The organism is Pseudomonas sp. GOM7 (genome assembly GCF_026723825.1).
GTDB lineage: Bacteria > Pseudomonadota > Gammaproteobacteria > Pseudomonadales > Pseudomonadaceae > Aquipseudomonas.
Genome location: NZ_CP113519.1, coordinates 3,002,086 through 3,020,732 on the forward strand (window position 1 = coordinate 3,002,086; position 18,647 = coordinate 3,020,732).

Below are 18,647 nucleotides of genomic sequence, written 5' to 3' on the forward strand. Positions count from 1 at the left end.
TGTCTACCGTCTTCGTTTAGGTATTGCGCATTCGGCGCTGTACTTGTGATACCGCGCCACCTGTGACTGCCGGAGCAGTCCGCCGGGCATTCCGCAACCGGTTGAGCAACCGGCTGCGGGCCTTCCGACGTGGTTCTGCATTGCAGGGCCGACAGGATGAAGGGGCGAGAAGCCCCATCTGTCGATGACCCTGCACGAAACTCGAAGTGGCCGAACCAGTCGGCCACTGTCACGCTTAGCGCTTCTTGCGGTTGGCGATATGAATCGCGCCACCGTTGACCGCCAGGGCAGCTTCGTGCAGCGCCTCGGACAGGGTCGGGTGGGAGAAGACCATCATGCCGAGGTCTTCGGCGCTGGTGCCGAATTCCATGCCGATCGCGCCTTGCTGTACCAGCTCGGCAGCGCTCGGGCCAATCACGTGAACGCCCAGCACGCGGTCGGTGTTGGCATCGGCGATGACCTTGACCAGACCACCGGTATCGTTGGCAGCCATGGCACGGCCGCTGGCCGCGAAGGGGAAGGTACCGATATTGACGGCAACGCCTTCGGCCTTCAGTTGCTGCTCGGTCTTGCCGACCCAGGCGATTTCCGGGTGGGTGTAGATCACCGACGGGATCAGGTCGTAGTTGATCTGCGCCTTGTGCCCGGCGATGCGCTCGGCCACCATCACGCCCTCTTCCGAGGCCTTGTGCGCCAGCATCATGCCACGCACCACGTCACCGATGGCGTAGACGCCCGGAACGCTGGTTTCGCACTGGTCGTTGACGTAGATGTAGCCACGCTCGTCCAGATCCACACCGCTGTCGGCGGCCAGCAGATCGGTGGTCACCGGGCGACGCCCCACAGCCACGATCAGCTTGTCGAATACCATCTTCTGCTCGCCATTGGCGTCGGTGAAGGTGACGGTCACCTGCTTCTTCTTGACTTCGGTAGCCGTGACGCGAGCGCCCAGGCGGATGTCCAGGCCCTGCTTGGTCAGGGTCTTCTGGGCTTCCTTGGCGATCTGCTCGTCGGCGGCGACGAGGAACTTGTCCATGGCCTCCAGCACGGTGACTTCCGAACCCAGGCGGGCCCATACCGAGCCCAGCTCCAGGCCGATCACGCCAGCACCGATCACGCCCAGCTTCTTCGGTACGGCCTGGAATTCCAAGGCGCCGGTGGAGTCGACGATCACGTCCTGATCGACCGGGGCCGGCGGGATCTCCACCGGCTTGGAGCCGGAAGCGATGATCACGTGGGCGCCTTCGACCACCTGGGTCTTGCCGTCGCTGCCGGTGACTTCCACCTGCTTGCCAGCCAGCAGCTTGCCGTGGCCTTCGAGCAGGGTCACGCCGTTGGCCTTGAACAGCGCGCCGATACCGCCAGTCAGGTTCTTCACGATGTTGGCCTTGCGCCCGATCATCGCCGGCACATCGATGGTCACGCCCTTGGCCTCGATACCGTGAACGGCGAAGCCTTCCTTCGCTTCGTGATACTTCCAGGAGCTGTCCAGCAGCGCCTTGGAGGGAATGCAGCCGACGTTCAGGCAAGTGCCGCCGAGGGCGATCTTGCCGTCCTTACCCTGATACTTCTCGATGCAGGCGGTTTTCAGACCGAGTTGCGCTGCCTTGATGGCGGCGACGTAGCCACCTGGGCCGGCACCAATGACTACCACGTCGAATTTCTGGGTCATAAAAGATTCCTTTTCAGCTTCAAGCTTCAGTTTCAAGCTGCAAGGCGAAGGCTTCTACTTGAAGCTTGGCGCTTGCAGCTCGAGGCTGGTGTATTAGATGTCCAGCAGCAGGCGGGCCGGATCTTCGAGCAAGTTCTTGATGGTCACCAGGAAGGTCACGGCTTCCTTACCATCGATCAGGCGATGGTCGTAAGACAGCGCCAGGTACATCATCGGGCGGATCACCACCTGACCGTTGATCGCCATCGGGCGCTGAATGATGTTGTGCATACCCAGGATGGCAGCCTGCGGCGGGTTGACGATCGGCGTCGACATCATCGAACCGAAGGTACCACCATTGGTAATGGTGAAGGTGCCGCCGGTCATTTCCTCGATCGACAGTTTGCCGTCACGGGCCTTCTTGCCGAAGGTGGCGATGCCGTTCTCGATTTCCGCCAGGCTCATCAGCTCGGCATTGCGCAGTACCGGAACCACCAGGCCACGATCGCTGGACACGGCCACGCCGATGTCGGCATAGCCGTGGTAGACGATGTCGTTGCCGTCGATCGAGGCGTTGACCGCCGGGAAGCGCTTCAGCGCCTCGGTGGCGGCCTTGACGAAGAAGGACATGAAGCCCAGGCGCACGCCGTTGTGGGACTTCTCGAACAGATCCTTGTACTTCGAGCGCAGGGCCATGACTTCGGTCATGTCCACTTCGTTGAAGGTGGTCAGCATGGCCATGGAGGACTGCGCCTCGACCAGACGCTCGGCGATCTTGGCGCGCAGGCGGGTCATCGGCACGCGCTTCTCGGTGCGGTCGCCAGTGGCGACTACCGGAGCAGCGGCAGCAGCCGGAGCAGCGGCAGGCTTGGCAGCCGGAGCGGCCGGGGCACTCTTCTTGGCTTCTACGGCGGCGACCACGTCTTCCTTGGTCACGCGGCCACCCTTGCCGGTGCCGGCGATGCTGTTCGGGTCGATGCCGTTCTCTTCGGCCAGCTTGCGCGCGGCCGGCGAGAGAATGGCGTCGTCGCCAGCAGCGGCAGCCGGAGCAGCAGCCTGGGCCGGAGCAGCGGCAGCGGCCGGAGCGGCAGCCGGAGCAGCGGCGGCAGCGCCACCTTCGGTCAGCTTGCCCAGCAGCTCGTTGGAGAGAACGGTGTCACCTTCGTTCTTGATGATCTCGGCCAGAACGCCGTCGGCCTCGGCCAGGACTTCGATCACCACCTTGTCGGTTTCGATGTCGACGATCAGCTCATCACGTTTGACCGCTTCACCCGGCTTCTTGTGCCAGGTAGCGACGGTGCCGTCGGCAACCGATTCCGGGAAGGTTGGGGCTTTGATCTCGATAGCCATTGTGTGCGTTTCCTTAAATTCGGTTTAACCGGGAGGTGGCACCTGCCACCTCCCGGATGAAGGCGTTAAACAGTAAAGGCGTCCTGCAGCAGTTTTTCCTGCTGCTCGGCGTGCATCGACGCGTAACCGCAAGCAGGGGCTGCCGAAGCGTCACGGCCGGCATACTCGAGGAACAGGGTTCTCTTGTGTGCGGAGGTCACGCGACGCATGTGGTGCTGGCTGCAGTACCAGGCGCCCTGGTTCATGGGCTCTTCCTGGCACCAGACCACGTGCTTGAGGTTCTTGTACGGCGCCAGGGCCTCGGTCAGATCTTCTTCCGGGAACGGATAGAGCTGCTCGATACGCACGATGGCGATGTCTTCGCGACCTTCGGCTCGACGCTTCTCCAGCAGGTCGTAGTAGACCTTGCCGCTGCACAGGATCATGCGCTCGACCTTCTTCGGATCCAGCGAATCGATCTCGCCGATCACGGTCTGGAAGGAGCCTTCGGCCAGTTCTTCCAGGGTCGACACGGCCAGCTTGTGGCGCAGCAGCGACTTCGGCGTCAGCACCACCAGCGGCTTGCGCAGCGGGCGGATCACCTGGCGACGCAGCATGTGGTAGACCTGCGCCGGGGTGGTCGGCACGCACACCTGCATGTTGTGCTCGGCGCACAGTTGCAGGTAACGCTCCAGACGCGCCGAGCTGTGCTCGGGGCCCTGGCCTTCGTAGCCATGCGGCAGCAGCATGGTCAGGCCGCACAGGCGGCCCCACTTGGTCTCGCCGCTGGAGATGAACTGGTCGAATACCACCTGGGCGCCGTTGGCGAAGTCGCCGAACTGGGCTTCCCAGATCACCAGCGCGTTCGGCGTGGTGGTGGCATAGCCGTACTCGAAGGCCAGCACCGCTTCCTCGGAGAGGTAGGAGTCATACAGCTCGAACCTGGGCTGACCCTCGTAGAGGTTCTTCAGCGGAACGTAGGCCGATGCGTCCTTCTGGTTGTGCAGCACCGCATGGCGGTGCGAGAAGGTGCCACGGCCGATGTCCTGACCGGTCATGCGGATCGGATGGCCCTCGAACAGCAGCGTGGCGTAGGCCATGGTCTCGGCGAAACCCCAGTTGATCGGCAGGCCACCGGCCCCCATCTTCTGGCGATCTTCGAGAATCTTCGAGACCTGACGCTGCACCACGAAGCCTTCCGGTATCTCTAGCAGCTTGGCGGACAGATCCTGCAAGGTCTTCAGATCGAAACGGGTGTCGTGACGCGCGGTCCAGGCGTGGCCCAGATACGGGCGCCAGTCGACGAACAGCTCCTTGTTCGGCTCCTTGACCAGGCTCTTGACCACGTGCTGGCCATTGTCCAGCGCGGTACGGTACTCATCGACCTTGGCCTGCACGTCATCACTGGTCTGCACGCCGGCAGCCACCAGAGCATCGGCATACAGCTCACGAGTGGTGCGCTGCTTGGCGATCTGCTGATACATCAGCGGCTGGGTGCCGCTCGGCTCGTCGGCCTCGTTGTGGCCACGGCGGCGGTAGCAGACCAGATCGATGACCACGTCACGCTTGTATTGCATGCGGTAGTCGACGGCTAGCTGAGTGACGAACACCACCGCTTCCGGGTCGTCGCCATTCACATGGAAGATCGGCGCCTGGATCATCTTGGCCACGTCGGTGGCGTACTCGGTGGAGCGCGAGTCCAACGGGTTGCTGGTGGTGAAACCGACCTGGTTGTTGATCACGATGTGGATGGTGCCGCCCGTCTTGTAACCACGGGTCTGCGACATCTGGAAGGTCTCCATGACCACGCCCTGCCCTGCGAAAGCGGCATCACCGTGAATGGAGATCGGCAGTACCTTGTCGCCGGTGGCGTCGTTGCGACGATCCTGACGGGCACGCACGGAACCCTCGACCACCGGGGAAACGATCTCCAGGTGCGAGGGGTTGAACGCCAGCGCCAGGTGCACTTCGCCGCCCTGGGTCATGACGTTGGAGGAGAAACCCTGGTGGTACTTCACGTCACCGGAGGACAGGCCTTCGGCCTTCTTGCCCTCGAACTCGTCGAACAGATCACGCGGGTTCTTGCCCAGGGTGTTGACCAGCACGTTGAGGCGGCCACGGTGGGCCATGCCGATGACGATTTCCTTGGTGCCGTAGGAGCCCGAACGCTGGATGATCTCATCCATCATCGGGATCAGGCTTTCACCGCCTTCGAGGCCGAAACGCTTGGTGCCAGGGTACTTGGTGCCCAGGTACTTCTCCAGCCCCTCGGCCGCGGTCACGCGCTCGAGGATGTGGCCACGCAGCTCAGGCGAGAACTGCGGACGACCGCGCACGCTCTCCAGACGCTGGGCGAACCAGTTGCGCTGGCCGGAATCGACGATGTGGGTGAACTCGGCACCGATGGTGCGACAATATGTCTGCTGCAGCGCATCGCGGATTTCGCGTAGCGTTGCTTCTTCCTTGCCGATATACAGCTCGCCGGTACGGAAGGTGGTGTCCAGATCGGCGTCGGTCAGACCATAGTGATTGATCGACAGGTCGGACGGCGCAGTGCGCTCCCACAGCCCCAGCGGGTCGAGCTGAGCTGCCTGATGACCACGCATGCGATAGGCCTGGATCAGGCGCAGCACTTCCACCTGCTTCTTTTCGTGCTCGCTGCTCACAGCCCCGGCGGAAACCGGCTGAGCACGGCGCGAATTCTTGGCGAGCAGAACGAAATGATCACGGATGGTCGAGTGCGATACGTCCGTGGTACCGCTGCCATCGGTCGGCAGTTTCTGGAAGTAAGTGCGCCACTCTTCTGGCACAGCGTTGGGATCGTGCAGGTAGAGCTCATAGAGCTCTTCCACGTAGGCAGCGTTACCACCGGATAGGTGGGCGCTTTCCCACATGCGCTGCATCACGCTTTCTTGCATGCTTGGTCACCCTCGGTAAGGGGACACCACCGGCGTGAATACCGCATGGCTCCAATCAAAGTCACGTTGACTGCGACTCGAATAAAGCCACTCGGGTTCCCGCAGATAGTCCGGGTACCAGCCCGGATGCCCCTGCTGGTCGTCATGTTTTTCAAAATGTGAATCACGGCTTTTTGGGCTGTGATTCCGGCTTTTGCTGCAATACCGGCCGAAGCCGGTACTGCAGGTGCTACAGGTACAGCGATTTGCGAATCAGGTGCCGCTCTGCAGCAGCATGTTACGCACGTGACCGATGGCCTTGGTCGGGTTCAGACCCTTGGGGCAAACGTTCACGCAGTTCATGATGCCGCGGCAACGGAACACGCTGAACGGATCATCCAGCGACGCCAGACGCTCGGCGGTCTTGGTGTCACGGCTGTCGGCCAGGAAACGATAGGCCTGCAGCAGCGCAGCGGGACCGAGGAACTTGTCCGGATTCCACCAGAAGGACGGGCAACTGGTGGAGCAGCACGCGCACAGGATGCACTCGTACAGCCCGTCGAGCTTCTCGCGATCTTCCGGGCTCTGCAGACGCTCGATGGCCGGAGCCGGGGTATCGTTCTGCAGGAACGGCTGCACCTTCTCGTACTGCTTGTAGAAGATGCTCATATCGACGACCAGGTCACGAATCACCGGCAGACCCGGCAACGGACGGATCACCAGCTTGCCGCCTTTCAGCCCCGCTGCGGACAGCGGGGTGATGCAGGCCAGGCCGTTCTTGCCGTTGATGTTCATGCCGTCGGAGCCGCAAACGCCTTCACGGCAGGAGCGACGATAGGAGAAACCTTCGTCCTGCTCCTTGATCAGCGCCAGCACGTCGAGAACCATGACGTCCTTGCCGCCGGTATCAACCTGGAAGTCCTGCATGAAGGGCGCAGCGTCCTTCTCCGGGTTGTAGCGATAAACACTGACTTGCAACATATCGGTCACCCTTAATAAGTCCGAACCTTGGGTTCAAATGCCGGAACGGTCTTCGGCGCGAAGTTCACGTCACGCTTGGCTACGCGCTTCTCGCCCGGGAAGTAGAGCGAATGGCACAGCCAGTTCTGATCGTCGCGCTCCTCGAAGTCTTCGCGAGCGTGCGCACCGCGCGACTCTTTGCGAGCCTCGGCAGCCACAGCGGTCGCTTCGGCGACTTCGAGCAGGTTTTGCAGTTCCAGCGCCTCGATACGCGCAGTGTTGAACGCCTGGCTCTTGTCGGAGATCTTCACCTTGGCGATACGCTCGCGCAGGTCGGCCAGTTGTTGGATACCCTTCTGCATGTACTCGCCAGTGCGGAACACGCCGAAGTAGTTTTGCATGCACTGTTGCAGCTCGCGCTTGAGCGGAGCGACTTCTTCGCCCGTGCTGCGCTCGTTGACGCCAGCCAGGCGAGCGAGCGACTGCTCGATGTCGGTTTCGCTGGCGCCACGGACTTCCACGCCTTCTTTCAGCGCTTTTTCCAGGTGCAGGCCAGCGGCGCGACCGAACACCACCAGATCCAGCAGCGAGTTGCCGCCCAGACGGTTGGCACCGTGTACCGACACGCAAGCCACTTCGCCCACGGCGAACAGGCCTTCGATGATGGTGTCCTTGCCGTTGGCATCCTGGGTGATGGCCTGGCCATGGATGTTGGTGGCAACGCCGCCCATCATGTAGTGGCAGGTCGGGATGACCGGAATCGGCGCGACCACCGGGTCGACGTGCGCGAAGGTCTTGGACAGTTCGCAGATACCCGGCAGGCGACTGTGCAGCACTTCTTCACCGAGGTGATCGAGCTTGAGCAGCACGTGATCCTTGTTCGGGCCAACACCGTTGCCGGCGATGACTTCCTTGACCATGGAACGGGCAACCACGTCGCGACCGGCCAGGTCCTTGGCGTTCGGCGCGTAACGCTCCATGAAGCGCTCGCCATGGGCGTTGATCAGGTAACCACCCTCACCACGGCAACCTTCGGTGACCAGTACACCGGCACCGGCGATGCCAGTCGGGTGGAACTGCCACATCTCGATGTCCTGCACCGGCACGCCGGCACGCAGGGCCATGCCCACGCCATCGCCGGTATTGATCAGGGCGTTGGTGGTGGAGGCGTAGATACGACCGGCACCGCCAGTGGCCAGAACCACGGCCTTGGAGCGGATGTAGACGGTTTCGCCGGTCTCGATGCAGATGGCGATGATGCCGACGATGGCGCCATCCTGGTTCTTCACCAGGTCAACGGCGTACCACTCGTTGAGGAACGAGGTGCCAGCCTTCAGGTTGGCCTGGTACAGGGTGTGCAGCAGCGCGTGACCGGTACGGTCGGCAGCGGCGCAGGTACGGGCAGCCTGGGTCGGATTGTCCGGCCCCTTGGACTGGCCACCGAACGGACGCTGATAGATGCGGCCCTGCTCGGTACGGGAGAACGGCAGGCCCATGTGCTCGAGCTCGAACACCGCTTCCGGGCCGACGGAGCACATGTATTCGATGGCATCCTGGTCACCGATGTAGTCGGAGCCCTTGACGGTGTCGTACATGTGCCAGCGCCAATCGTCGTTCGGGTCGGCCGAGGCGATGGCGCAGGTGATGCCACCCTGAGCGGAAACGGTGTGCGAACGAGTCGGGAACACCTTGGTGACCACGGCAGTCTTGTGACCGCCCTGAGCCAGTTGCAGCGCGGCACGCATGCCGGCGCCGCCGCCACCTACGATGATGGCGTCATAGGAAAGAGTACGGATGCTAGCCATGAATCAGAAACCCCACAGAATCTGCACGCCCCAGACGAAAAACGCGAACATGGCGATGCCACACGCGGCCTGGAACAGGAAACGCACAATGGTCGCCGACTTGCCCAGCGCCATCGGCGTCAGGTAGTCAGTGGAGATGGTCCACATGCCGACCCAGGCGTGCACGCTCAGTGCAACCAGTGCCAGCAGGCTGAAGATGCGCATTGCGGTATGCGAGAACAGGCCGTGCCATTCGGCGTAGCCCATGCCCGGATTGCAGATCACATAGCCCAGCAGAAACAGCGTATAAGCCGCGAGAACGACCGCAGAAACGCGCTGCGCCATCCAGTCATAGAGGCCCGAACGCGAGAAATTCGTGACATTAGTTACCATATCCACACCCCCAGCAGCACGATCACGATCGCCGCAACGGCGATGACGATTTTCGAGCCCAGCTTGCCGCCTTCCAGCGTCTCACCGATGCCCATGTCCATGATCAGATGGCGCACACCGGCCACCAGGTGGTACAGCAGAGCGGACAACAGACCCCAGATCACGAACTTGGCCAGCGGGCTGGTCAGGCATTCCTTCACCTGGGCGAAGCCCTCTTCGGAAGTCAGCGACTTGTCGAGGCCGAACAGCAGAATGGCGATACCGACGAAGAGGATGACACCGGAGATACGGTGAAGAATGGACGTGTAAGCGGTGATCGGGAGCTTGATAGTCCTAAGGTCTAGGTTTACAGGTCGTTGGCTATTCACGGCTTTTTATCACACTGAGAGCCCCTAACTATCAGGGCAAAGTTGTTGGGAAGTGCACTGGTCAGGTACCCATCACCCAAGGAGTGACGACCGCCATTATATGGCCCTGAAGCCCCTGACGGTCGGGCGCAGAGTATAGACAGTTAGCAGACTAATGACAATGCAATGCCCTCCCCCAAAAAGCGCATTGCAGCCTTCGTACAAATGGCGTAAATAGCCCGCTTTTTTCGTTGAAAACCGCGCCAGAAGCCTTCTGCGACGGGGTTTTCGCAAATTGACATTCGGATTTATCCCACTATAGTGGTGCGGGCCCTGCGTGGGGGGCTGTCTGATGATTTCAAGCATAACTAGGAGGCCACACATGGCTGACAAAAAAGCGCAGTTGATCATCGAGGGCGATGCCCCCGTAGACCTGCCTGTTCTGACCGGCACCGTTGGTCCCGACGTAATCGACGTGCGAGGACTGACCTCCACGGGCCGCTTCACCTTCGACCCCGGCTTCATGTCCACCGCTTCCTGCGAGTCGAAGATCACCTACATCGACGGTGAAAAAGGCATTTTGTTGCACCGCGGCTACCCGATCGAACAGCTTGCCGAGAAATCCGACTACCTGGAAACCTGCTACCTGCTGCTCAACGGCGAACTGCCGACCCAGGCGCAGAAAGCCCAGTTCGTCAGCACCATCAAGAACCACACCATGGTGCACGAGCAACTCAAGACCTTCTTCAATGGCTTCCGCCGCGACGCTCACCCCATGGCCATCATGTGCGGCGTGGTCGGCGCCCTGTCCGCCTTCTATCACGACTCGCTGGACATCAAGAACCCGCAGCATCGCGAAGTTTCCGCCATGCGCCTGGTCGCCAAGATGCCGACCATCGCCGCCATGGCCTACAAGTACTCCATGGGCCAGCCCATGATGTACCCGCGCAATGACCTCAATTACGCGGAAAACTTCCTGCACATGATGTTCAACACCCCGGCCGAGATCAAACCGATCAGCCCGGTACTGGCCAAGGCGATGGACAAGATCTTCATCCTCCACGCCGACCACGAGCAGAACGCCTCCACCTCCACCGTGCGCCTGGCTGGCTCCTCGGGCGCCAACCCCTTCGCCTGTATCGCAGCCGGCATCGCCGCCCTCTGGGGCCCGGCACACGGCGGCGCCAACGAAGCGGTGCTGACCATGCTCGACGAAATCGGCAGCGTGGAGAACATCGACAAGTTCGTGGCCAAGGCCAAGGACAAGGACGACCCGTTCAAGCTGATGGGCTTCGGCCACCGTGTGTACAAGAACTTCGACCCGCGCGCCAAGGTCATGAAGCAGACCTGCGACGAAGTCCTGGCCGAGCTGGGCATCAACGACCCGCAACTGGAACTGGCGATGAAGCTGGAAGAGATCGCGCGCAACGATCCTTACTTCAAGGAGCGCAACCTCTACCCGAACGTGGACTTCTACTCGGGCATCATCCTCAAGGCCATCGGCATTCCCACCTCGATGTTCACCGTGATCTTCGCCCTGGCGCGCACCGTCGGCTGGATCTCGCACTGGAAGGAAATGCTCTCTGGCCCGTACAAGATCGGCCGCCCGCGCCAGCTCTACACTGGCCATGCCAAGCGCGACCTGCCCGACGACCGGGGCTGATCGCCGCTGAAAGAAAAAGGGCTGCCAATGGCAGCCCTTTTCATTTGTACCCTGGAAAACTACTTTGCCTCCGCCTTGGCCCGTAGCGCCTTGAGCGTCTGCAAGGGCGCATCGACCACGAAGCTGTTGGCCAGCCAGGACGGCACGCTGCCACCCGGCTCGGTATGGGCTTCGTAGGTCACTTCCACCCGATGCTCGCCTTCCGGTTTGAGCAGCCACTCCCCCTCCAGGCTGGGTACACGCACGTAGCCCTTCTCCTTGGGCAAACGCCCTGGGTCGCCTTCGAGCATGCGCGTCACACTGCCGTCCGCCTCCTTGCGCGTCGTCACCTCGATCACCGAGTCACGCGCCTCTACCGGCCAGGGCATCTTGAAACGGGTGTACAGCCAGCTCTTGTCGCCCTCACGTTGCAACAAGCGTTGTTCCTGGCAGCTATAGACCCAGGCACAGGCACCTGGGACATCTTCCTGCAGGGCAAGCACCTTGGGCAGATCGGCATCGATGGTCACTACGCCACGATAAGCCTTGTACTTGGAGCCCGGCACATCGGCCAGATAGACCTTGATGCCCTCCTCCTCACGCTCTAGCTGCCATTTGCGCTCGGCCGCCTGAACGCCCGAGGCGCAGATCAACACGGCCAGCAATGCGATACGGGACTTGCTCATGACCACTCCTGAATGCTGTTTTCGTTTCGACCCGCGCACGCCGACACGAGTTCATGGGGCGAGGCGGTGGCTTGTTCGAGCCAGCCCAGCAGGCGGATCGCAGCCTCACGGCTGTCGCCGCACACCGCCTCGTCGGGCTTGAAGCCACCACACACCGCCGGACGCTCGGCGCGCCCGAACAGGGCGCACAGATGCTCGGCGGACAGATGAATGCAACGCACGCCGGCCGGCTTGCCTGCAGGCATACCGGGAATCGGCGAGCTGATGGAAGGCGCGATGCAGCAGGCACCACAACCGGCACGGCAATTCACGGCCAAAACTCCTCGGCAGACCAGATCGACGGCGGCGATAGTAGCGCCTGCCGAAGCCCGATGGGAGATTTGCTGTACGCGTTGCCGCTTCAAAATCGCGTTGCAGGCACTCCACACGAACCGCTCAGAGTCTTCAGCGATCGCTGGTCAGCCATCGGATGGATCATTACGCCCAAAGGGCATGCAACCTTCGCCACGAATGTCCCTCTGATACACAGACGCCAGAGCCCATACGCCGTTTGCCGGTAGTAGAAAGCTTTTCCATACTGGCGTACCGCGACGCACGCCCCAAACCGCTAAGGAGCGCCAATGGGACACTGGCTGGTCATCGACCTGGAAGCCACCACCGATGAGGGTGGCTGGCCACTGGAAGAAATGGAGATCATCGAGATCGGTGCCAGCCTGGTAACCGCCGCTGGCCACGAATGCGACCATTTCCAGCGTTTCGTGCGTCCACAGCGCCGGCCCTGCCTGACCGATTTCTGCCGTCAGCTCACCCATATCAACCAGAGCGACATCGATGCCGCCACCTCGCTGCCGCAGGTCTGGGCGCAATTCGAGCGCTGGCTCGGCCAGCATGCGCCACGCCTGGCTGGCTGGGGGAGCTGGGGCGACTACGATCGCCGGCAATTGCTGCACGAGTGGCAACAACATGGGCTTCACAGCCTGCTCAGCGCCACGCCGCACCTGAACCTCAAGCAGGCGTTCGCCAAGGCCCGGCAACTGTCACGCCAGGTCGGCCTGAACCAGGCCCTGCAATTGTCCGGCCTGCAGTTTCAGGGGCAACAGCACCGCGCCTTGATGGATGCCCGCAACACGGCGCGCCTGCTGCCTCTGGTACTGCCCATCAAAGGGTGATGACGACACCAGAGCGCTTGGGCATACTGTCGGGCCTTTTCAGCCCAGCGGCGAGCGGTGCGTCAGCGCTGCTGTCGATTGCCTGGCCCCTTTCGCCCCCTTTCCGAGGAATCGCAGATGTTCAAGGTCAACGAGTACTTCGACGGCACCGTCAAATCCATCGGCTTCACCATGGCTGAAGGCCCTGCCACCATCGGTGTGATGGCGCCGGGTGAATACGAATTCGGCACCAGCCAACTGGAAGTCATGCACGTCGTCGCCGGTGCCCTGACCGTCAAGCTGCCGGGCAGCGAGAGCTGGGACACCTTCGCCGCTGGCAGCCAGTTCACCGTACCGGCCAACAGCAAGTTCCAGCTGAAGGTGGCCGTGGACACCGCCTATCTCTGCGAATACCGCTAAGTCATAGGGCGCCACGAAGAACCGGCCCCAGCGGCCGGTTTTTTCTTATCAGCATTACAGTTTCGGTGCGCGCGGCGCACCCTACTTCTGACACCCATTGACCCGCCAAGGACAGCCTCCATGCCCCGCACCGCCCTCTTCGCCCCTATCGCCCTGCTGGTGGTGGCCATGGTCTCGATCCAGAGCGGCGCCTCCCTGGCCAAGCATCTGTTCCCCCTGGTGGGCGCCGAAGGCACCACGACCCTGCGCCTGGTGCTCGGCGCGATCATTCTGTCGCTGGTGATGCAGCCCTGGCGGGCCAAGCTGGATCTGCGCAAATGCCAGGCCCTGTTCGCCTATGGCCTGGCGCTGGGCGGCATGAACCTGCTGTTCTACATGTCGCTGCAGCGCATTCCACTGGGCATCGCCGTGGCCCTGGAATTCACCGGGCCACTGGCCCTGGCGCTGTTTTCCTCACGTCGCCCGCTGGATTTCGTCTGGGTGATCCTGGCCATCGTCGGCCTGTGGATTCTGTTGCCGACCGGCGCCACGCAGAGCGCCATCGACCCGCTGGGCGCAGCGCTGGCCCTGGCCGCCGGTGCGTGCTGGTCGCTGTACATCGTCTTTGGGCAGAAAGCCGGCGCCCAACATGGCCGGCATACCGTCGCCCTGGGCACCTGGGTCGCGGTGCTGCTGGTGCTGCCCATCGGCGCCTGGCGTGTCGGCAGCGACCTGCTCAACGTCGATCTGCTACCCATCGCCCTGGGCGTGGCGGTGCTTTCCTCTGCCCTGCCCTATAGCCTGGAAATGGTCGCATTGACCCGCCTGCCAGCGCGCACCTTCAGCGTCCTGATGAGTATGGAGCCCGCCATCGCCGCCCTCTGCGGCCTGGCGTTTCTCGGCGAGAAGCTGCTCTGGGGTCAGTGGCTGGCCGTCGGCGCCATCATCCTCGCCTCGGCCGGCGCCGCCGCCACCATCCGCCCCCAGCGCTGATCAGGCATTCTGGCCGAACTGCAGCTCGGCCAGGCGCGCATACAGCGGGCTGCTCTCGATCAGCTCGGCATGAGTGCCAATGGCCGCCAGACGTCCCTGTTCGATCACCGCGATACGATCCGCCTGCTTGATCGTGGCCAGACGGTGGGCGATCACCAGCGTGGTGCGCCCGGCCATCAGCGACGGCAGTGCCTGCTGGATCAGGTGCTCGCTCTCGGCATCCAACGCACTGGTGGCTTCGTCGAGCAGCAGGATCGGCGCATCGGCGAGCAACGCGCGGGCAATTGCCAGGCGTTGACGCTGCCCACCGGAAAGCCCCAGGCCAGCCTCGCCCAGGTGGGTCTGATAACCCTGCGGCAGGCGCTGGATGAACTCATGGGCGTGTGCCGCTCTAGCAGCGGCCTCCACCTCCGCCTGGCTGGCATCGAGGCGGCCATAGCGGATATTGTCCTCGACCGAACCGAAGAACAGCGCCGGATTCTGCGACACCAGGGCGAAGCAGCTACGCAGCGCATCGGGATCGAGCTGATCGATGGCCACGCCGTCCACCAGAATGCGCCCGGCCTGTGGGTCGAAGAAGCGCAGCAGCAGGTCGAACAGTGTCGACTTGCCAGCCCCGGACGGCCCCACCAGCGCCAGGGTTTCACCCGCCGCCACCTGCAGGTCGATGCCATCGATGGCGTAGCTGTCCGAGCGCGACGGATAGGCGAAGCGCACACCCTGCAACTCGATGCGTCCCTGCACCGGCTGCGGCAGCGGTTGCGGCTGCTGCGGCGCGACTATGGCATTGCCGGCACGCAACAGCTCGGCGATGCGCTCGGCGGCGCCTGCGGCGCGCTGCAGCTCGCCGATCACCTCACTGAGGGTGCCGAAGGACGAGCCGACGATCAGGGCGTAGAAGACGAAGGCCGCCAGTTCGCCACCGGAAATGCGCCCGGCGATCACATCCATGCCACCGACCCAGAGCATCACCCCCACCGCCCCGAGCACCAGCACGATGACCACGGTGATCAGCCAGGAGCGCTGGGCGATGCGCTTGCGCGCCACCTCGAACGCCGCCTCGACGGACGTGGCGAAACGACGCTTGTCCTCGTCCTGGTGGTTGTAGGCCTGCACCGTCTTGATCTGCCCGAGCACCTCGCCGACATAGCTGCCGACATCGGCCACGCGATCCTGGCTCTGCCGCGACAGCGCGCGCACACGGCGGCCGAACAGCAGGATTGGCGCCACCACCAGCGGCAAGGCCAGCAGCACGATGCCGCTGAGCTTGGGATTGGTCACCACCAGCAGCACGCTGCCGCCGATGAGCATGATCAGATTACGCAGCGCCATCGACAGCGACGAGCCGATCACCGACTGCAGCAAGGTGGTGTCGGCGGTCAGCCGCGACTGGATTTCCGAACTGCGGTTGCTTTCGTAGAAGCCTGGATGCAGCTCGATCAAATGATCGAACACGCGCCGGCGGATATCGGCCACCACCCGCTCGCCGATCCAGGACACCAGGTAGAAGCGCATATAGGTGCCCGCCGCCAGTGCCAGCACCAGCACGAAGAACAGCCCCAGGGAGTGGCGCAGCGCCGCCGGCGACTGCGTGGCCAGGCCCTGATCCACCAGCAACTTGATGCCCTGGCCCATGGACAGAGTAATGGCCGCCGTGAACATCAGCGCCAGCATTGCGCCCAACACCCGCCCGCGATAGGGCGCGATGAAACGCCAAGCCAGGCGTATGGCGCCGCGCTGGCGGGAAGAAAGCATCGATGTCATGGCAGGTCTCAGGAGTCAGCAGTCGAGGGGGCTTCCGCCAGCCAGGCCACGGCGCACAGCGCCAGGGCAGCCAGGTTGGTGGAAAGCGGATTGAACGCCTGAAGCAACAGATGGGGACTCAATAGCGCGACATCAAGCAGCAGCACCAGCAATATCAAGCCCGCGACCAGCAACGGCCAGCGCTGGCGGCGTACCGTCAGCAGGGCGATACCCAGCAGGATCTCGGCAGTGCCCCCGACAGCGGCGATCAGCCCTGGCGCGAACCAGGGATGATCCGGCAAGCCATGGGCGCCAATCATCGCCACTTCGTCAGGGCTGAGCCAGAGGATCTTCGGCACCAGGCCATGCCAGAGGAATACCGCTGCCAGCGCCAGGCGAGCGAGCCAGGCAATCCGTACCAGGCGCTGCTCAGTCATGCAGAAAGCGCTCGGCGTGGTCGGCGCTGGGCAGCAGGCAGACCTCATGGCGGCCGAACAGGTGGTAGCGGTTCAGGGCAATACGCTCATAGCACCAGTCGCGCAGCGAGCGCGGAACTAGACGCAGCCAGGCCAACACCCGCCAAGGCCGGGGCAAGCGCGCAAGAATGCGCAGCAACGCGGTCGAGCGCAGATGCAGGCCCTGCTCGTCGATCAACGCCATGGTGTCGAAGTGATCGGTCGGTAAACCGTACCAGGCCAGCAACGCCTGCCCTTGGGCGGACTGCACGGACGCCAGGCGAAACTGCCGCGCAGGGTCGTGGCGGATAAGGAACTTCGCCCAGCCATTGCACAGCTTGCAGACGCCGTCGAACAGCACGACGCGCTCGCCTGCCGACAAGCCGGGTGGTAGCGATGGCTCCGTCATCGTAGGGCACTCGCCTGTTGCGCCTGCGGGCGGTATTGGCCAGTGATGCGGTAGGTGAAGAGGATGTCTTCCTCCTGCGTGCCGCGGCCGATGTTATGCAGGATCAGCGGCGCACCATTTGACGCCTGACGATCACTGACGATGCCGATATGAGTCAGGCCGCGCCCCAGATCCCAGGTGACGATATCGCCAGCCTGGTAAGCCGCAGGATCCTGACTGACCGGCAGCGACCAGCCCTGACGCTTGAACCAGGTCATCAAGTTGGGCACGCGACGGTGGTCGATATTGCTGTCCGGCCGGCTCAGGCCCCAGTTTCTCGGGTAGACGGCAAAATTGCCGCGCATGTCGCGATGCACTGCCTCCTGCAGGTCAAGCCCCTGCTGGCGCAGCGCGCGGATCACCACGTCGGTGCACACGCCGGTGGCCAGGGGCACGTCGCCGCCCGGATAGTTCAACTGGCGGTAGGCCGGGTCATAGCTCAGGGTCACGCCGACCTGCTTGCGCGCATCCAGCACCAGCCTGTCAGCCTCGATGGCCTGCGCAGCCAGGGCCAGCGCCCAGGCCAGCAGTACGACCAGCATGCGCATTGCGATCTCCTATCGACTCAGGGGGTAGAGCAACTCTTCCTTGTAACCTGCCCAGACCCGCACGGCATCGGGAAAGGCATCGTCCAGGGTCACGTCGCCGCTGTCCACCAGCAACGGCCTGCCCTCCAGCGTCGCCAGCTTGCGCTTAGTGGCGACCACGCGCAGGCGCTCCAGGCCGACGGCGCGCAGCACGCGCGGGCTGATCTGCTGGTTGCCACGGCCGATGATATGGCCCTGACCGCCAATCGCGGTCACCAGCAGATAACTCGGCCACCCCTCCACCAGGGCAAACAGCTCGGCTTCGTTGACGTCGCAGGCGATCACCTGGCCATCCTCGATCACATCCACGCCGAGCAAGGCGGTGTCCAGCCCCAGGTTCTGCGCCAGACCGTGCAAGGTCGAGCCGGGCCCGAACACATAGCGCGTGCCCGGCTCCCATTCGCTCTCCAGCCAGGCGGCCAGATCGGCCAGCACCAGCTCCTCGGACTCCATACCGCCCTGCTTGACCGCCTGCACGTAACCGCCCTCCTGCGGCACGCACAGCTCGCCATACCAACGCGCGGTCACGCGCCCCTCGCGCAGGGCAGCTTCGTCTATATCACGCACCTCGCCGCTGGCCAGACGCACCAGACCGCCCTCGACCAGGCGCGCGGTCAGTTCACCTGCTGCCCGCGGGCTGATGGCATAGACACCGGACTGGATCTTCACCCCGGCCGGAATGCCCAGCACCGGCTGCCCTTCCCTGACCACGGCACACACATCCCGAGCGGTGCCATCGCCACCGGCGAAGAGGATCAGCGCCACACCGGCATCCTGCAATTGCTGCACGGCGCGTCGGGTATCGTCAGCAGTGCTCGCGCCCTCGCCCAACTCCCCCAGCAGGCGATGCTCGAAGCCCATCTGCGCCAGAAGATCGCCCCCCATGGCGCCCGGGTAGCTGACGAACTCGATGCGCTCGCGCAGCGCCAGCAGTTGTTCCAGCGCCGTGCGCGTGCGCTGCGCGGCCTTGGGCTCGATACCCAGGGCCAGTGCCTGCTCGGCCACGCCGTCGCTGCCCTTGAGGGCAGCCGGGCCACCCAGACCTGCCAGCGGGTTGATGATCAGACCTATACGAAAACGCGACATGTATTCCTCGTTGCTCACAGGCTGGCATGCCGCCTGCTTGTACCCGTTGCGCGCTGCCAGAGTGACGGTTTTCCGTACACCACTGTCACCGCACGTTCA

At 63.2% G+C, this 18,647-nt stretch carries 17 protein-coding genes and 1 pseudogene; 4 read left to right on the forward strand and 14 right to left on the reverse strand.

Going from position 1 to position 18,647, the window contains the following annotated elements; translation table 11 throughout:
- Nucleotides 1-235: 235 nt before the first annotated feature.
- The 7 genes from lpdA to sdhC form a co-directional block, all read right to left on the reverse strand.
- On the reverse strand, nucleotides 236-1,672 hold the full coding sequence (lpdA, locus tag OU800_RS13135) for a dihydrolipoyl dehydrogenase (RefSeq protein WP_268177729.1): 1,437 nt from the start codon (nucleotides 1,670-1,672) through the stop codon (nucleotides 236-238).
- 93 nt (nucleotides 1,673-1,765) lie between these two features.
- Nucleotides 1,766-3,001, reverse strand: coding sequence for a 2-oxoglutarate dehydrogenase complex dihydrolipoyllysine-residue succinyltransferase (gene odhB, locus OU800_RS13140; RefSeq protein WP_268177730.1), 1,236 nt, complete (start codon nucleotides 2,999-3,001; stop codon nucleotides 1,766-1,768).
- Nucleotides 3,002-3,066: 65 nt separating this feature from the next.
- Nucleotides 3,067-5,898: a 2-oxoglutarate dehydrogenase E1 component gene (locus OU800_RS13145; protein WP_268177731.1), complete on the reverse strand. Its 2,832-nt coding sequence runs from the start codon at nucleotides 5,896-5,898 to the stop codon at nucleotides 3,067-3,069.
- A gap of 252 nt (nucleotides 5,899-6,150) precedes the next feature.
- Nucleotides 6,151-6,858 (reverse strand): succinate dehydrogenase iron-sulfur subunit, encoded by a 708-nt coding sequence (locus OU800_RS13150; protein ID WP_268177732.1) that lies wholly within the window; start codon nucleotides 6,856-6,858, stop codon nucleotides 6,151-6,153.
- Between the two features lie 11 nt (nucleotides 6,859-6,869).
- Entirely contained in the window at nucleotides 6,870-8,642 is a 1,773-nt protein-coding gene (gene sdhA / locus OU800_RS13155; RefSeq protein ID WP_159971346.1) for a succinate dehydrogenase flavoprotein subunit, read from the reverse strand.
- 3 nt (nucleotides 8,643-8,645) lie between these two features.
- Nucleotides 8,646-9,014 (reverse strand): succinate dehydrogenase, hydrophobic membrane anchor protein, encoded by a 369-nt coding sequence (gene sdhD / locus OU800_RS13160; protein WP_268177733.1) that lies wholly within the window; start codon nucleotides 9,012-9,014, stop codon nucleotides 8,646-8,648.
- Nucleotides 9,008-9,382, reverse strand: coding sequence for a succinate dehydrogenase, cytochrome b556 subunit (gene sdhC, locus OU800_RS13165; RefSeq protein ID WP_003240853.1), 375 nt, complete (start codon nucleotides 9,380-9,382; stop codon nucleotides 9,008-9,010). Before sdhC ends, sdhD begins: the two co-directional genes overlap by 7 nt.
- 361 nt (nucleotides 9,383-9,743) lie before the next feature.
- Here sdhC and gltA point away from each other — a divergent pair, with 361 nt between their 5' ends.
- A complete protein-coding gene (gene gltA, locus OU800_RS13170; protein ID WP_268177734.1) occupies nucleotides 9,744-11,024 on the forward strand; it encodes a citrate synthase in 1,281 nt (426 codons plus the stop codon).
- Nucleotides 11,025-11,083: 59 nt separating this feature from the next.
- Here the strand turns inward: gltA and OU800_RS13175 are convergent, their stop codons facing one another.
- Nucleotides 11,084-11,689, reverse strand: a complete 606-nt coding sequence (locus OU800_RS13175) for an START domain-containing protein (RefSeq protein ID WP_268177735.1) — start codon at nucleotides 11,687-11,689, stop codon at nucleotides 11,084-11,086.
- A gap of 59 nt (nucleotides 11,690-11,748) precedes the next feature.
- Nucleotides 11,749-12,000 (reverse strand): annotated as a pseudogene (locus OU800_RS13180) (YkgJ family cysteine cluster protein); the annotation flags it as partial.
- Between the two features lie 309 nt (nucleotides 12,001-12,309).
- On the opposite strand from OU800_RS13180, the gene OU800_RS13185 reads away from it, so the two are divergent.
- The 3 genes from OU800_RS13185 (at nucleotide 12,310) to rhtA (ending at nucleotide 14,229) form a co-directional block, all read left to right on the forward strand.
- Nucleotides 12,310-12,858 carry an exonuclease domain-containing protein gene (locus tag OU800_RS13185; RefSeq protein ID WP_268177737.1) on the forward strand — a complete coding sequence of 183 codons (549 nt, stop codon included), beginning with the start codon at nucleotides 12,310-12,312 and terminating at the stop codon, nucleotides 12,856-12,858.
- Between the two features lie 117 nt (nucleotides 12,859-12,975).
- Nucleotides 12,976-13,257, forward strand: a complete 282-nt coding sequence (gene ppnP, locus OU800_RS13190) for a pyrimidine/purine nucleoside phosphorylase (protein ID WP_268177738.1) — start codon at nucleotides 12,976-12,978, stop codon at nucleotides 13,255-13,257.
- Nucleotides 13,258-13,377: 120 nt separating this feature from the next.
- On the forward strand, nucleotides 13,378-14,229 hold the full coding sequence (gene rhtA, locus OU800_RS13195) for a threonine/homoserine exporter RhtA (protein ID WP_268177739.1): 852 nt from the start codon (nucleotides 13,378-13,380) through the stop codon (nucleotides 14,227-14,229).
- On the opposite strand, the gene OU800_RS13200 is transcribed toward rhtA, so the two are convergent.
- Genes OU800_RS13200 through OU800_RS13220 form a run of 5 tightly spaced genes read right to left on the reverse strand, consistent with a single transcriptional unit; the run spans nucleotide 14,230 to nucleotide 18,548 of the window.
- The gene (locus OU800_RS13200) at nucleotides 14,230-15,993 is read right to left on the reverse strand and encodes an ABC transporter transmembrane domain-containing protein (protein WP_268177740.1); all 1,764 of its coding nucleotides are present in this window, start codon (nucleotides 15,991-15,993) and stop codon (nucleotides 14,230-14,232) included.
- A gap of 8 nt (nucleotides 15,994-16,001) precedes the next feature.
- Complete coding sequence (locus tag OU800_RS13205) at nucleotides 16,002-16,409, reverse strand: DoxX-like family protein (protein ID WP_268177741.1); 408 nt, start codon at nucleotides 16,407-16,409, stop codon at nucleotides 16,002-16,004.
- Nucleotides 16,402-16,836 carry a thiol-disulfide oxidoreductase DCC family protein gene (locus OU800_RS13210; RefSeq protein ID WP_268177742.1) on the reverse strand — a complete coding sequence of 145 codons (435 nt, stop codon included), beginning with the start codon at nucleotides 16,834-16,836 and terminating at the stop codon, nucleotides 16,402-16,404. The genes OU800_RS13205 and OU800_RS13210 overlap by 8 nt, the downstream gene beginning before the upstream one ends.
- Nucleotides 16,833-17,423: a DUF1287 domain-containing protein gene (locus OU800_RS13215; RefSeq protein WP_268177743.1), complete on the reverse strand. Its 591-nt coding sequence runs from the start codon at nucleotides 17,421-17,423 to the stop codon at nucleotides 16,833-16,835. The genes OU800_RS13210 and OU800_RS13215 overlap by 4 nt, the downstream gene beginning before the upstream one ends.
- A gap of 9 nt (nucleotides 17,424-17,432) precedes the next feature.
- Nucleotides 17,433-18,548, reverse strand: coding sequence for an ATP-NAD kinase family protein (locus tag OU800_RS13220; protein ID WP_442964703.1), 1,116 nt, complete (start codon nucleotides 18,546-18,548; stop codon nucleotides 17,433-17,435).
- Nucleotides 18,549-18,647 lie beyond the last annotated feature (99 nt).

What these genes read in the sequence shown, in the direction of transcription:
- OU800_RS13150 (WP_268177732.1), bottom strand. Translation starts at nt 6,858, where the DNA reads ATGTTGCAAGTCAGTGTTTATCGCTACAACCCGGAGAAGGACGCTGCG.
- OU800_RS13145 (WP_268177731.1), bottom strand. Translation starts at nt 5,898, where the DNA reads ATGCAAGAAAGCGTGATGCAGCGCATGTGGGAAAGCGCCCACCTATCC.
- sdhA (WP_159971346.1), bottom strand. Translation starts at nt 8,642, where the DNA reads ATGGCTAGCATCCGTACTCTTTCCTATGACGCCATCATCGTAGGTGGC.
- OU800_RS13185 (WP_268177737.1), top strand. Translation starts at nt 12,310, where the DNA reads ATGGGACACTGGCTGGTCATCGACCTGGAAGCCACCACCGATGAGGGT.
- OU800_RS13200 (WP_268177740.1), bottom strand. Translation starts at nt 15,993, where the DNA reads ATGACATCGATGCTTTCTTCCCGCCAGCGCGGCGCCATACGCCTGGCT.
- OU800_RS13215 (WP_268177743.1), bottom strand. Translation starts at nt 17,423, where the DNA reads ATGCGCATGCTGGTCGTACTGCTGGCCTGGGCGCTGGCCCTGGCTGCG.
- sdhD (WP_268177733.1), bottom strand. Translation starts at nt 9,014, where the DNA reads ATGGTAACTAATGTCACGAATTTCTCGCGTTCGGGCCTCTATGACTGG.
- OU800_RS13175 (WP_268177735.1), bottom strand. Translation starts at nt 11,689, where the DNA reads ATGAGCAAGTCCCGTATCGCATTGCTGGCCGTGTTGATCTGCGCCTCG.
- OU800_RS13220 (WP_442964703.1), bottom strand. Translation starts at nt 18,548, where the DNA reads ATGTCGCGTTTTCGTATAGGTCTGATCATCAACCCGCTGGCAGGTCTG.
- gltA (WP_268177734.1), top strand. Translation starts at nt 9,744, where the DNA reads ATGGCTGACAAAAAAGCGCAGTTGATCATCGAGGGCGATGCCCCCGTA.
- rhtA (WP_268177739.1), top strand. Translation starts at nt 13,378, where the DNA reads ATGCCCCGCACCGCCCTCTTCGCCCCTATCGCCCTGCTGGTGGTGGCC.
- lpdA (WP_268177729.1), bottom strand. Translation starts at nt 1,672, where the DNA reads ATGACCCAGAAATTCGACGTGGTAGTCATTGGTGCCGGCCCAGGTGGC.
- odhB (WP_268177730.1), bottom strand. Translation starts at nt 3,001, where the DNA reads ATGGCTATCGAGATCAAAGCCCCAACCTTCCCGGAATCGGTTGCCGAC.
- OU800_RS13210 (WP_268177742.1), bottom strand. Translation starts at nt 16,836, where the DNA reads ATGACGGAGCCATCGCTACCACCCGGCTTGTCGGCAGGCGAGCGCGTC.
- ppnP (WP_268177738.1), top strand. Translation starts at nt 12,976, where the DNA reads ATGTTCAAGGTCAACGAGTACTTCGACGGCACCGTCAAATCCATCGGC.
- OU800_RS13205 (WP_268177741.1), bottom strand. Translation starts at nt 16,409, where the DNA reads ATGACTGAGCAGCGCCTGGTACGGATTGCCTGGCTCGCTCGCCTGGCG.